The organism is Streptomyces sp. NPDC097640 (genome assembly GCF_040302705.1).
Taxonomy (GTDB): Bacteria; Actinomycetota; Actinomycetes; order Streptomycetales; family Streptomycetaceae; genus Streptomyces.
Genome location: NZ_JBEOSB010000006.1, coordinates 175296 through 187684 on the forward strand (window position 1 = coordinate 175296; position 12389 = coordinate 187684).

Genomic DNA, 12389 nt, shown 5'->3' on the forward strand with positions numbered 1-12389 from the left:
GCAAGAACGAGCGCACGCGGTGCGCGGCACGTAGCACGCCCGAGGCATTGCCTACCGCGGCCCGTCAAGAGGGGGACGCATTCCGGCCATTGGCCGATAAAGCGCCGAACGCCGGGCAGCGGCACAGGCAGTACAACGATCTGCCAGCCTACCTCGGACGCCGCCCGGAGGCGGTCATAGGGGCGAGGGTCGAGGGAACGTCACAGAGCGAAAATCACAGGTGCAGGCGGTGACCGCAGACCAGGAACGCGACGGCGCGCTCGCGTTCGGCCCAGACCCTGGTGTCCAGCTCCACCGACTGGAGAAGGGCACACTCGACCGCGTAGCCGCCGTCCTCCAGAGCCCGGCAGACGGCTTCCGCCTCGTCCCGTGTCGCGGCATGTGTGACGATCCGCTCGGGGCGGCGGGCGGCGCACGCGGCGATCACGTCGGGGCCTCCGCCGCCGACCCGCACCACGTCGGGCTCGGGGAGGTCTTCGAGCACCTGGGGGGCGGTGCCGTGGACGACCTGGAGCTGGACGCCGTAGCGGCGGGCGAGGGCGGTGGTGCGCGCGCAGGCGTCCGGGTCGCGGTCCACGGCGATGACGGCGGCGCCGAATCCGGCCGTCTCGACGGCGGCGGCGCCGCTGCCCACGCCGATGTCCCAGACCAGGTCGCCGACGCGGGGGCCGAGGCGGGCGAGTTGGGCGGCGCGCAGCTGGGGCGACTCGCTGTCGCGGAGGACGGTCGCGTAGGCGGCGGCGGGCAGCGCCCAGCCGCGTACGGCGCCCGGGTAGCCCGGTTCGCGGCCGGCGAGCCACCCTCCGCCCTGGAGTGCGCCGCGCGCGCCGCCCGGGGCGCTGCGTACGGGGGCCGCGCCGGAGCCGCCGATGACGATGACGACATTGGGGTCGCGCCAGGTGTGGTCGGCGACCTTGTCGGAGGTGAGCACGGTGACCCGCTCGCGCTGGGTGCCGAGGGCCTCGCAGATGACGAAGGTGCGGTGCACCGGGCCGAGGAGCAGTGCGAGTTCGGCGGGGCCGGCGCCGGGCGAGGTGAGCACGGCGACCTTGGGGTGGGCGCGGCAGACGTTGACGGCGCGGCGCAGATCGCGGCTGTGTGCGACGACGACCTGGGCGTCGTCCCAGGGCATCCCGGCGCGGGCGAAGGCGGCGGCGACGGAGGAGACCGCGGGGACGACCTCGACCTCCAGGCCGTGCTCGGGGGCGCGCAGTGCGCGGACGACGCCGAAGTATCCGGGGTCGCCGTCGGCCAGGACCACGGCGGAGCCGCGGTGCTGGGCGATGCGGCGGGCGGCGAGGTCCACGCTGCCGAGCCTGATCCGCTCGGCGCCCGGCGGGACTTCGGGCAGCGCCAGGTGGTGGGCGGCGCCGGCCACGAGGGTGGCCGCGCCGAGGGCGGAGCGGGCCGCGTCCGTGAGCGGGGATCCGTCCCAACCGATCACCGTGACGCGGTCGGCCATCGTCGTGTCTCTCCCAGGTTGTCGCGGGTGGGCGGCGGGTCGCCGCGGAGATCGGGGGTGCCGGTGCGCTCGGCGCGGGGGCGCGCTCCACACGGGCCTGGAGAGATTATCCCGCCTGGTCCGTACCTCCTCACGCAGGGCGGGAGGCGCGGGGCGTGGGTGCGGGGCGCGCCGAGGGCCGGGCGCGCTGGGCGTGGTCAGTTCCAGTCGGTGTACGGGGAGTAGTCGCTGAAGCTCTCCACCTCGGTCGGCCCGCCGTGCACGCCCTGGAGGTCTTCGGGCAGCAGGCTCCAGACGATGACGTCGGTGCGCAGGTCGGTCCAGCCGCCGTCCTCCGTCTGGGTGCGCGCTATCCAGGCGTGGCGCAGGACGCCTTCGCTGATGCAGCCGATCTTCTGGGCGACCTGCTGGGAGGCGGTGTTGTCGGCGGCGGTGCGCAGTTCGAGCCGCTCGAACTTCTGGTCCTGGAAGAGCCAGCGGGCGACGGCCAGCGCGGATTCGGAGGCGTAGCCCTCGCCGCGCGCCCAGTGGGCGGTGACGTAGGAGATCTCGGTGGCCAGCACGCGCCAGTCGGTGTTGCTCAGGTGCACGATGCCCACGAGGCGCTGGGTGAGGAACTCGGCGACGGCGAAGACGATGCCGCGGCCGGAGGTGCGCTCGGCGGGCGCGATGCGCAGCGCCCATTCGCGGGCGTCGCGGGTGGTGTAGGGGTGGGGCACCGAGGTCCAGGCGGTGACGAGTTCGTCGTTCATCATCTCCGTGAGCGCGGGCACGTCCGCTTCCTCGAAGGGGCGCAGCACCAGCCGTTCCGTACTGATGGAGATGTCCGGGAAGGTGGATGTCATGCGCCGCTCCGTAACCGGGGGTCCAAGGATTCAGGAAGAGCCCAGCATGCAGCATCGCCCGAGAGAAATGCAGCACGGGGTGGCCGAACGGAAGGCTCCGTATCCGTTTGTGGCGTTCGGATACGGAGCCTTCACGCGGGCGTCGGCTATCCGCCGGTGACCGGCAGCACCGACCCCTTGTACTTCTCCTGGATGAATTTCCGCACTTCGGGCGAGGTGAGGAGCTTGGTCAGCTTCTTCACCCGCGGGTCGTCCTCATTGCCCTTCTTGACGGCGAGAACGTTGGCGTATTCGTTTCCCTTCACCGACTCCAGCAGCACCGAGTCCTTCGCCGGGTCGAGTCCGGCGTCGAGCGCGTAATTGCTGTTGATGACCGCCAGGTCGACATCGTCGAGAGAGCGCGGCAACTGGGCCGGTTCCAGCTCCTTGAAGGTGAGCTTCTTCGGGTTGGCGGTGATATCGGCGGGGCTCGCGGTGACCCCCGCGTCCTTCTTCAGCTCGATGAGCCCCTTGGCGGCGAGCAGTTTGAGGGCGCGTCCCTCGTTGGTGGTCTCGTTGGGCACCGCGACGGTCGCCCCGGTCTTGAGGCCGGAGACGTCCTTGACGTGCTTGGAGTAGGCGCCCATGGGCGGCAGATAGATATCCGCCACGGACACCAGGTCGGTGCCCTTGGTTTTGTTGAAGTTCTCCAGGAATGGGACGTTCTGGTACAGGTTGGCGTCCAGCGAGCCTTCCTGGAGGGCGGTGTTCGGCAGGACGTAGTCGGTGAACTCCTTGACCTCGAGCTTGAGGCCTTCCTTGTCCGCCAGGTTCTTCTTGATGTAGTCGAGCACCTCGCCCGCCGGGACGGCGGTGGCCCCGACGACGAGCGTGTCGTCGTCCGAGCCGCCGCCGGAGCCCGCGCCGCACGCGGTCAGCCCGAGGGCGAGTGCGGCGGCGGCGAGAGGGACCGCGAGCTTGCGCATGATGTGGCTTCCTCCGGGGTCACGCAGTCCGGGTCCGTGGTCAGAACGAGGCGATGACGGAGCCGTCGTACTTGTCCTTGATGAACTTCTTCACCTCGGGGGAGGTGAGGAGCTTGGCGAGCTTCTTGACGCGCGGGTCGTCCTCGTTGCCCTTCTTCACGGCGAGGAAGTTGCCGTACGGGTTGTCCTTGGGCGACTCCAGGACGAGGGCGTCCTTGGCGGGCTTGAGGTCGGCCTCGATGGCGTAGTTGCCGTTGATGACCGCGGCGTCCACGTCGTCCAGGGAGCGCGGCAGCTGGGCGGCCTCCAGCTCCTTGAACTTCAGGCCCTTGGGGTTGTCGGCGATGTCCTTGGGGGTGGCCTCGTTGCCGACGCCGCTCTTGAGCTTGATGACGCCGTTCGCGTCCAGGAGCTTGAGCGCGCGGGCCTCGTTGACGGTGTCGTTGGGGATCGCCACGGTCCCGCCGCTCTTGAGGTCGTCGACCTTCTTCACGCTGTGCGAGTACAGGCCGAGCGGCTCCAGGTGGACGGTGACGACGGGCACGATGTGGGTGCCCTTCTTCTTGTTGAAGTCGTCCAGGAACGGCTGGTTCTGGAAGTAGTTGGCGTCCACCGAGCCGTCTTCGGTCGCCGTGTTCGGCGTGTTGTAGTCGGTGAACTCCTTGACCTCGAGCTTGAGGCCGGCCTTCTCGGCCAGGTTGTCCTTGATGTAGTTCAGGATCTCGGCGTGCGGGACGGGGCTCGCGGCGACGACCAGCGCGCCGTTCTTGTCCGAGCCCGAGTCCGCGCCGCAGGCGGTGAGGCCGAGGGTGAGGGCGCCGGCGGTGAGGGCGATAGCGAGGGTCTTGGTGGTGTTACGCACGAAAAGTGCCTTTCTTTTTGGGCGTACGAAGCCGCTGTGGGTGCGGGACGCTCTGAGGAGAGGGAGTTCGACGAGAGAGGGCGGAGAGAAAGAGGACGGGAGTCGGGGCTCAGGGCGCCTCGGGGGCTTCGGCGACCTTGGCCACCGGGCCGGGCTCCTCCGCCCTCTTCGGGGCGCGCGCCGGCCGCAGCCACGAGGTGGCCGAGGAGCGGCCGCGATGCGACAGGGCGCGGGCCGCGAAGTCACCGGCGAACTGGATGATGGAGATCACCACCGCGAGGATCGCCACGGTGATCCACATCAGCTCGGTCTCGAAGCGCTGGTAGCCGTAGCGGATGGCGAGGTCGCCCAGGCCGCCGGCGCCGACCGTGCCGGCCATCGCCGAGTAGCCGATGAGCGCGACGATCGTGGTGGTGGCGCTGGAGATCAGCGAGGGCAGCGCCTCGGGCAGCAGGACCTTGCGTACGACGGTCCAGGTGGAGCCGCCCATCGACTGCACCGCCTCGACCAGCCCGCCGTCCACCTCGCGCACCGCGGTCTCCACGAGCCGGGCGAAGAAGGGGATGGCGCCGACGGCCAGCGGCACGATCGCGGCCTCGGGGCCGATGGTGGTGCCCACGACCCAGCGGGTGAAGGAGATCAGCGCGACCATGAGGATGATGAACGGCATGGATCGGGCGATGTTCACGATCTGGCCGACGACCTTGTTCACCACGAGGCTCTGAAGCACCCCGCCACGGTCGGTGAGCACCAGCAGCACCCCGAGCGGCAGTCCGCCGACGACCGCGATCAGGGCCGACCAGCCGACCATGTAGAGCGTGTCCCAACAGGCCTGCTCCAGCAGGGGCTGCATTTCGGACCAGGTCACTTGGCACCTTCCTTGGTCAGCACGGCGTCGCCCGTCCCCCGGTGCGCCGCCTCTTCCGCTCCGTCGGCCACCTCGACCTGGAGCCCCTGCTCGCGCAGGAACCCGATCGGCACGACGTTCTCCTCGAACGGTCCGGGCAGCTCGATCCGCATCCGGCCGACCTGGCGGCCGCCGACGGTGTCCATGGCGGCGCCGAGGATCGAGATGTCGATGTTGTAGGTGCGCGCCAGCTGGGAGATGACGGGCTGGGTCGCGGCCTCACCGTGGAAGGTGACGTCCACCACGGTCCGGTCGATGCCGGGCAGTTCCCCGCCGACCGGGAAGAGCTGCCGCGCCAGTTCGGAGCCGGGCGTGGCGAGCAGGTCGGCGACCGTGCCGGATTCGACGATCCGCCCGCCGCGCATCAGCGCGGCCGAGTCGCAGATCGTCTTGACGACGTCCATCTCGTGGGTGATGAGCAGCACGGTCAGGCCGAGCTGCCGGTTCAGGTCGCGCAGCAGCTGGAGGATGGAGCGGGTGGTCTCCGGGTCGAGGGCGGACGTGGCCTCGTCCGAGAGCAGCACCTTGGGGTCGCCGGCCAGCGCCCGGGCGATGCCGACGCGCTGCTTCTGGCCGCCGGACAGCTGCGCCGGGTACGCCTTCGCCTTGTCGCTGAGGCCGACCAGGTCCAGCAGTTCGAGGGCCTTGCGGGTGCGCTCCTTGCCGGAGACGCCGAGGATCTCCAGCGGCAGCTCGACGTTGTCCCGGACGGTGCGCGAGGAGAGCAGGTTGAAGTGTTGGAAGACCATCCCGATCCCGGTGCGGGCCTTGCGCAGCGCCGATCCGGCCCCCGGACCGCGCCCGGCGAGCGCGGTGAGGTCCTGGCCGGCCACGCTGACCGTGCCGGAGGTGGGGCGCTCCAGGAGGTTCACACAGCGGATGAGGGTGGACTTGCCGGCGCCGCTCTGTCCGACGACGCCGTACACCTCGCCCTCCCGGACATGGAGGTCGACGCCGTCGAGGGCGGTGACCTCGCGGCCGCGTGAGCGGTAGACCTTGGTCAGGCCTGTCGTGGTGATCACAGGGGTTTCCGTCACTGTTGAGTGCACGGCGGATGGTGCCGCCGGGCACGGTTCGTTCTTTGCGGAACGCGGCGTGGAGCGCCGGAGGCGCGCGCGAGCGCGGGCGCGGCTTCGGGGTCCGGTGACGCGGGGCGGCGCGGTCCGGTGCACGGCCCGGTAGGGGGCGGCACGGACGCGGCTCGGCTCAGCGGGTCTCGCTTCGGGGCGCGAGGCTCAGGCAGGGGCCCTCAGCGGTCACACATTCGACACATACAACGAGCACCGGGCGTCTGGATCGCCTCGGTCGCGTGGGCGCGGCTGCTCGTCGTGGTCATGGGCGTAAGTAAAGCAGACATGCGTGCGGGCCAATCAACCGTGTCCGAATAGCGGACCTGGTTGACCAGCCCGTGGACAGCGGCGGTACGGGTCACTCCCCGGCCGTGATCTCCAGCCCGCCCTCGGTGGCCTGGACGGACACGGCCGACAGGTCCTTGACGACGACATCGGCGACCAGTTGGTCCGGGTCGGTGGTTGTGGTCAACGCCACGGTCCGCATGCCGGCGGCGCGGCCCGCCGCGAGCCCGGCCGGGGCGTCCTCGAAGACCACACAGCGGGCCGGGTCGAAGCCGAGCTTGTCGGCGGCGAGCAGAAAGGGCTCGGGGTCCGGCTTGCCGCGCGTGATGTCGTCGGCGCTGATCAGCAGGGTCGGGGTGATGCCGACCGCGGCCAGCCGGGCCTCGGCCAGCGGGCGTATCGCCGAGGTCACCACGGCCCAGCGGTCCCGGGGAATCCGGCCCAGCAAATCGAGGGTGCCGGGCAGCGCCACCACCCCGCCGCCGGGCACGTCCTCCAGCTCCAGCTCGTCGATGCGGGCGCGGGCCTCGGGGACGCGGTGCGCGGGAAGCAGATCGCCGATGATGTCGGAGGCGGTGCGGCCGTGCAGCTCGACCCGCGCGAACTCCTCCGCCGGGATTCCGTACTCCCGCGCCCAGCGGCTCCAGCAACGGTGGACCGACTCCAGGGACGAGATGAGGGTTCCGTCGTTGTCGAACAGCAGGGCGTCAGCGGAGATCTTCATATCGGGTCAGCGTACGGGCCCGCACAGGGGCGGGCACAGGGCGCCCCTCGCGGCCGATTACCCTCGTCCCATGCTTGCCACCCCCTGTGTGCGCCGCCGCACCACGCGGAGGTCCCGTTGATCGACGCGCTGACGGTCGCGCTCGGTGTGACCGCCCTCGCACTCGCCGCGTGGTGCGGTTTCGCCACCTACCGCGACCAGCCCACCAAGGACTGGCACTTCATCGGTATGGCCGTGGTGACCCTGCTGGGCCTCGCCCAGCTGGCCATAGGGATCGTGCTGCTGGCGCGCGGGCAGCGTCCCGACGAGTCCGTGACGATCTTCGTGGCGTATCTGATCGGCTCGGGTCTCGCCGTGCCGATCGCGGCGTTCATGTCGCTGGCGGAGCGGACCCGGTGGGGATCGGCGACGGTGGCGGCGGCCGCGGTGGTGCTGGCCGTGCTCGAGGTGCGGCTGTACGACATCTGGGGAGGTACCGGTGGCTGAGTCGACGCCCGAATCCACCGAGCCCGCCGGGAACCGGCGGACCGAGCTGGGCCAGGGGCCGGGGCGGCTGCTGGTCCTGCTGTACGGGGTGTTCACCGTCGCGGCCGCGTCCCGCTCGATCTACCAGCTGATCGCCCAGTACCACGAGGCCCCGCTCGCGTACATCCTCTCCGCGGTCTCGGCCGTGGTGTACGCGTTCATCACCGTCTCGCTGGTGCGCGGCGGGGAAGGGGCGCGGAAGGCGGCCATCGTCTGCTGCGCCGCCGAGTTGCTGGGGGTGCTGACCATCGGCACCTGGACGCTCGTGGACCCCTCCGCCTTCCCCGACCAGACGGTGTGGTCGGACTACGGCATGGGCTATCTCTTCATCCCGATCTTTTTGCCGGTCACCGGGCTGTTCTGGCTGCGCAGGGCCCGCCAGGACTGATCCCGGCGGGCCCTGCCACTCCCTCGGACAACCGGCGTCAGGCGCTGGCCGCGTACGCCGAGGGCGTGGCCTCCTTCTCCAGGGTGACCAGGCTCAGTCGGCGGTTGACCTCCTCGGTGCCCACCTGCGCATAGCCGTACCGCCGGTACAGCCGCAGATTGCCCTCGCTGCGGTGGCCGGTGAACAGCCGGTACCGCTTGGCGGCCCGCTCCTCGGCCAGCCGCTCCTCGATCGCCGCGAGCAGCCTCCCGCCCAGGCCGTGCCGCTGCATCCGCGGGTGCACGATGAGCTTGCCGATGGCGGCGGTGCCCTTGTCGTCGACCATCCCGCGGACCGACCCGACGACCTCCGCGCCGAGCCGGGCCACGAGCACACAGCCCTCGCCCAGTTCGGCGCGGAGGTCGTCGAGGGACTGGGTCAGCGGTTCGATGGAGTAGTCCCCGTAGAGCTCGGCTTCCCGCTGGTAGCACAGGTACTGCAACTTGAGGATCTGCTCGGCGTCGTCCGCGGTCGCCGCAGAGATGGTCACGCTCATGCCCATGTGCGCATGCCTCCCCTTGTATCGGTCCGCCGGCCGCGCTGAGGGTAGGGATGCGACCGGGGGTGTTGGCCTGACCGGAGCCGTCGTGAGGATGCACGTCCGCCTCCGAGGCGCCGATTGTCTAACGCTCCTTTCCCCAGAGTTCAGGAGCCGCAATCTCCGCCGTGAGCATTCTGCGCAGGCAACCGAGACATCGGGAACGTACCGGGCCAAGGCTGCCCTGTGACATTCCCAACTCCCCCGCGATCTCGCGATACGTCAGGTCGGAGCGGGACAGCAGCGCGCCCAGTAAGAGGGGACAGCGGCCGGGCAGCCGGCGCACCGCGGCGCGCAGCGCCCGGCCCGCCTCCGCCCTGAGCACCGCGTGCTCGGCCGACCGGGCGTCGGGGGCGCCGGGCGGGCCGTCGCCCACCGGGTCGTACGGCACCTCCCGCCGGGCCCGGCGCCTGGCCCCGCGCACCTCGGCCCGGACCGCGCCGCGCAGCCAGGCGGCGGGCTCGGGCGGCGGGCCGGCCTCGCGGGTGCGCTCCAGCAGCCGCAGCCACACCGCCTGTTCGAGCTCGGCGGGTTCGATGCCCGCGCCGTAGGCCTCGGCCGCCGCCTCGGCGGCGAGCAGCGGGCGGAGTTTCTCCACAAGGTCCATAACCGGCGGGACGTGGGCGGGTCGGGGCCGGTTTCCGGTGCGCCGCTCTCTCACCCGACCGGGCGGCCGCAGGACGGAAGGTTGACGGCGTCACGGCGGTGTCGAGAACGGTGGCCGGACATGCCGCGGCCCGCGGCGGGCCCGCGTGGGGCACCGCCGCGCGCCGGGGCGTGCGTTCACCGGCTCTTGCGGAAGTCCTCCGCGGCGAGCAGCGCGGTGTCCGGGTTGTCGGAGAAGATTCCGTCGATGCCCGTCTCGAAGTACTTCTTGAAGGCGCCGAAGGCGTCCCCGTAGGCGTTCGGGTCGGTGCCGCGCCGGAAGTCGGCGGGCAGGAAGGAGTTCTCGTTGCGCATGGTGTACGGGTGCAGCACGAGACCGGCCGCGTGCGCGTCCTTGACCACGCTGGTCGGGGTTCCCAGCTTGCCGTCGGCGGTGCGCGGGATGATCACGGACAGGTCGGGGCCGATGCCCTGGGCGTAGCTCGCGATCCACTTCAGGCCCTCGGGCTTGACCAGGTCCGCGACCGTGCGCGGGTCGTTCGCATCGATGAAGTCCCAGGGGCGGCTGTTGACGGTGGACAGCAGGACGACCGCCGGGGTGTCGACCAGCTTGCGCAGCCGCTGGATGCTGCTCGGCTCGAAGGACTGGAGGAACAGCGCCGCGTCCTTCTTGTGACGGCCGTACTTGCGCAGCATCTTGGCCAGCGGCTCTTCCAGGCCGAGCCCGAGCTTGCGGAAGTAGGTGGGGTGCTTGGTCTCCACGTACAGCCAGACGCGGCGGCCCCGCTTGCGGCCCTCGCGCTCGGCCCACTGGAGCACCTCTTCGAAGGTGGGCACCTCCCAGCGGCCGTCGTAGAGCGTGTTGCGCTGGCGGGTGCCGGGGATGCGCTCCTTGGCGCGCAGGGTCTTCAGCTCGGCGAGCGTGAAGTCCTCGGTGAACCAGCCGGTGAGCGCGGTGCCGTCGACCGTCTTGGTGGTCTTGCGGTCGGCGAACTCCGGATGCGCGGAGACGTCCGTGGTGGCCGTGATGTCGTTCTCGTGGCGGCAGACCAGGTGGCCGTCCTTGGTGGGGACCAGGTCCTGCTCGATGATGTCGGCGCCCATGTCGAGGGCGAGCTGGTACGAGCCCAGGGTGTGCTCGGGCCGGTATCCGCTGGCCCCGCGGTGCCCGATGACGGTGGGCACCGGCAGCCCGTGGCCCTTCCCGGACGCCTCTGCGGCGGTGGCGGTGCCCGCACCGCTCAGCGCCATCGCTCCCGCCCCCAGGGCCGCGGCCCCCAGAATGGCGCGCCGTCCAGGCTGTTGCTCCCGCTCCATGACCACTCCTCGCTGAGGCGTCCGGTACCCGCCAAAACCTGATCAAATGACGGGCCGATCGTAGGGTGATGCGGCTTTCCTACGGGAGACGTTGGACGGAACGCGTGGGAAACGTGGGTCAACAGTGCGTATCAGGTGGGTGAACCCGGTGTGCGCGGGGGTGTGACCGGCGAGTATCGTCTCACCGGCGTAAGTGTGCGGTATCGGGTTGACTCACCCCAGGCCGGTCTCCCGCACCCGAGCGCTTCAGACCCTGACCCCGACCGGAGGGCCCGTTGTCCCGATTCACGTTCCTGAAGGCAGTACTCGGTCCGCTGATGCGCCTGATGTTCCGCCCGCAGGTCGAGGGGGCGGAGCGGATCCCCGGATCCGGCCCGGTCATCCTGGCCGGAAACCATCTCACCTTCATCGACTCGATGATCCTGCCGCTCGTCTGTGACCGCCAGGTCGTCTTCATCGGCAAGGACGAGTACGTCACGGGCAAGGGGCTCAAGGGCCGGCTGATGGCCTGGTTCTTCACCGGCGTCGGCATGATCCCGGTGGACCGGGACGGCGGGCACGGTGGCGTGGCCGCGCTGATGACCGGCCGCCGGGTGCTGGAGGAGGGCCGGATGTTCGGCATCTACCCCGAGGGCACCCGCTCCCCCGACGGCCGCCTCTACCGCGGCCGCACCGGCATCGCCCGGCTCACCCTGATGACGGGCGCCCCCGTGGTGCCGTTCGCGATGATCGGCACGGACCGGCTCCAGCCGGGCGGCAAGGGGCTGCCTCGGCCGGGCAAGGTGACGGTCCGCTTCGGCGAACCGCTGGAGTTCACCCGCTACGAGGGCATGGACCGGGACCGCTTTGTGTTGCGGGCCGTGACCGACGAGGTCATGAGCGAGGTCATGCGGCTGTCCGGCCAGGAGTACGTGGACATGTACGCCACCAAGGCGAAGGCCGCCTGACAGACCTTCTTGACGCGAGAGGCCGCCTGGCGATGGCTCAGGCGGCCTCTTCGCGTTCGCCGCGGTGGGTGACGCGGATCTTCGACTGCCGGTGGGGCAGTTCCTCCCAGTCGTCCATGAACCGCGCGGCGAGACCGTGGTCCGCGGCGAGCCGCACCAGGGTGGCCGTGCGGTAGTAGAAGTCCTCGCGCAGCACATGGTGCTCGGGACCCTCGGTGCGGTTGAAGGTGAAGTCGAAGTATCCGCCCGGGGCGAGCACCCGGCCCACATGCGCCAGGCACTCCTCGATGACCTCCCGGGGCGAGTGGGAGAAGACGCTGTGCGCGTGCACCACCGTGAAGTACGCCTCGGGCAGGGCCGCCAGCCGCAGATCGCGCACCAGGCCCAGATGGGGCAGCTTGGCCTGGAGACCACGGCCCGCCACGACCTCCTGGGCCGCGAGGAGGATGTCGGGCGAGATGTCGATGCCGTGGTAGTGGCCCGCATCGAGATAGTCGACAAAGCGCCATCCGCCGCGCAGATTGCCGCAGCCGATGTCCAGCAGCCGGTCCTCGGGCCGCAGCCCGTGCCGCAGGAGGTAGTCGTGCTGCATCTGCCCCAGGGCGAGCCAGCGCTCGTGCGACGCGCTGCCGACGGCCGCCTCGGGGCTGCGGGCGGTGTCGTCCCGCATCACCGCCCGGTAGTAGGCGATGTGGTCGCGGGTGGAGACGCGCAGCCGCAGATCCCGGGCCATCCGCCGCACATAGCGCGGCACCCGCTCGGGATGGCGTACGGCGTACCGGACCTTGTGCAGGGCGCTCGCGCGGTTCTTGGTGCCGGGTGTGGTGGTGCGTACGGGCATCGGGACCTCGCTGTCACGGTTTGCCCCATCCTCTCCGCCGCGGTGTGCCCTCGCCAGCCGCGTGTGGC

At 70.7% G+C, this 12389-nt stretch carries 14 protein-coding genes; 3 read left to right on the plus strand and 11 right to left on the minus strand.

Annotation, left to right across the window (positions count from 1 at the left end; genetic code table 11):
- Nucleotides 1–214: 214 nt before the first annotated feature.
- The 7 genes from cbiE to ABTY62_RS11445 all read right to left on the minus strand — a co-directional run bounded on the left by cbiE (nucleotide 215) and on the right by ABTY62_RS11445 (nucleotide 7120).
- Entirely contained in the window at nucleotides 215–1462 is a 1248-nt protein-coding gene (cbiE, locus tag ABTY62_RS11415) for a precorrin-6y C5,15-methyltransferase (decarboxylating) subunit CbiE (protein ID WP_352129196.1), read from the minus strand.
- A 197-nt stretch (nucleotides 1463–1659) separates the two neighbouring features.
- The gene (locus ABTY62_RS11420; RefSeq protein WP_352129197.1) at nucleotides 1660–2307 is read right to left on the minus strand and encodes a GNAT family N-acetyltransferase; all 648 of its coding nucleotides are present in this window, start codon (nucleotides 2305–2307) and stop codon (nucleotides 1660–1662) included.
- Between the two features lie 146 nt (nucleotides 2308–2453).
- The gene (locus tag ABTY62_RS11425; protein WP_352129198.1) at nucleotides 2454–3272 is read right to left on the minus strand and encodes a MetQ/NlpA family ABC transporter substrate-binding protein; all 819 of its coding nucleotides are present in this window, start codon (nucleotides 3270–3272) and stop codon (nucleotides 2454–2456) included.
- Nucleotides 3273–3312: 40 nt separating this feature from the next.
- Nucleotides 3313–4134 (minus strand): MetQ/NlpA family ABC transporter substrate-binding protein, encoded by an 822-nt coding sequence (locus ABTY62_RS11430; protein ID WP_352129199.1) that lies wholly within the window; start codon nucleotides 4132–4134, stop codon nucleotides 3313–3315.
- A gap of 109 nt (nucleotides 4135–4243) precedes the next feature.
- Nucleotides 4244–5002, minus strand: coding sequence for a methionine ABC transporter permease (locus ABTY62_RS11435; protein WP_352129200.1), 759 nt, complete (start codon nucleotides 5000–5002; stop codon nucleotides 4244–4246).
- Complete coding sequence (locus ABTY62_RS11440) at nucleotides 4999–6063, minus strand: methionine ABC transporter ATP-binding protein (RefSeq protein WP_352129201.1); 1065 nt, start codon at nucleotides 6061–6063, stop codon at nucleotides 4999–5001. The genes ABTY62_RS11435 and ABTY62_RS11440 overlap by 4 nt, the downstream gene beginning before the upstream one ends.
- Before the next feature lie 406 nt (nucleotides 6064–6469).
- Nucleotides 6470–7120, minus strand: coding sequence for an HAD-IA family hydrolase (locus ABTY62_RS11445; RefSeq protein WP_352129202.1), 651 nt, complete (start codon nucleotides 7118–7120; stop codon nucleotides 6470–6472).
- A gap of 117 nt (nucleotides 7121–7237) precedes the next feature.
- On the opposite strand from ABTY62_RS11445, the gene ABTY62_RS11450 reads away from it, so the two are divergent.
- Both ABTY62_RS11450 and ABTY62_RS11455 read left to right on the plus strand, forming a co-directional pair.
- The gene (locus ABTY62_RS11450; protein WP_352129203.1) at nucleotides 7238–7606 is read left to right on the plus strand and encodes a hypothetical protein; all 369 of its coding nucleotides are present in this window, start codon (nucleotides 7238–7240) and stop codon (nucleotides 7604–7606) included.
- Entirely contained in the window at nucleotides 7599–8033 is a 435-nt protein-coding gene (locus ABTY62_RS11455; RefSeq protein ID WP_352129204.1) for a hypothetical protein, read from the plus strand. The genes ABTY62_RS11450 and ABTY62_RS11455 overlap by 8 nt, the downstream gene beginning before the upstream one ends.
- 37 nt (nucleotides 8034–8070) lie before the next feature.
- Here the strand turns inward: ABTY62_RS11455 and ABTY62_RS11460 are convergent, their stop codons facing one another.
- The 3 genes from ABTY62_RS11460 to ABTY62_RS11470 all read right to left on the minus strand — a co-directional run bounded on the left by ABTY62_RS11460 (nucleotide 8071) and on the right by ABTY62_RS11470 (nucleotide 10533).
- Entirely contained in the window at nucleotides 8071–8574 is a 504-nt protein-coding gene (locus tag ABTY62_RS11460; RefSeq protein ID WP_311725741.1) for a GNAT family N-acetyltransferase, read from the minus strand.
- A gap of 121 nt (nucleotides 8575–8695) precedes the next feature.
- Nucleotides 8696–9217 carry an RNA polymerase sigma factor gene (locus ABTY62_RS11465; protein WP_311725740.1) on the minus strand — a complete coding sequence of 174 codons (522 nt, stop codon included), beginning with the start codon at nucleotides 9215–9217 and terminating at the stop codon, nucleotides 8696–8698.
- A 176-nt stretch (nucleotides 9218–9393) separates the two neighbouring features.
- The gene (locus ABTY62_RS11470) at nucleotides 9394–10533 is read right to left on the minus strand and encodes a glycerophosphodiester phosphodiesterase (RefSeq protein ID WP_352129205.1); all 1140 of its coding nucleotides are present in this window, start codon (nucleotides 10531–10533) and stop codon (nucleotides 9394–9396) included.
- 275 nt (nucleotides 10534–10808) lie between these two features.
- On the opposite strand from ABTY62_RS11470, the gene ABTY62_RS11475 reads away from it, so the two are divergent.
- Nucleotides 10809–11480, plus strand: a complete 672-nt coding sequence (locus tag ABTY62_RS11475; RefSeq protein WP_352129206.1) for a lysophospholipid acyltransferase family protein — start codon at nucleotides 10809–10811, stop codon at nucleotides 11478–11480.
- A gap of 37 nt (nucleotides 11481–11517) precedes the next feature.
- Here ABTY62_RS11475 and ABTY62_RS11480 read toward each other — a convergent pair whose 3' ends face one another.
- Nucleotides 11518–12321 (minus strand): class I SAM-dependent DNA methyltransferase, encoded by an 804-nt coding sequence (locus ABTY62_RS11480; protein WP_352129207.1) that lies wholly within the window; start codon nucleotides 12319–12321, stop codon nucleotides 11518–11520.
- Nucleotides 12322–12389: the final 68 nt, after the last annotated feature.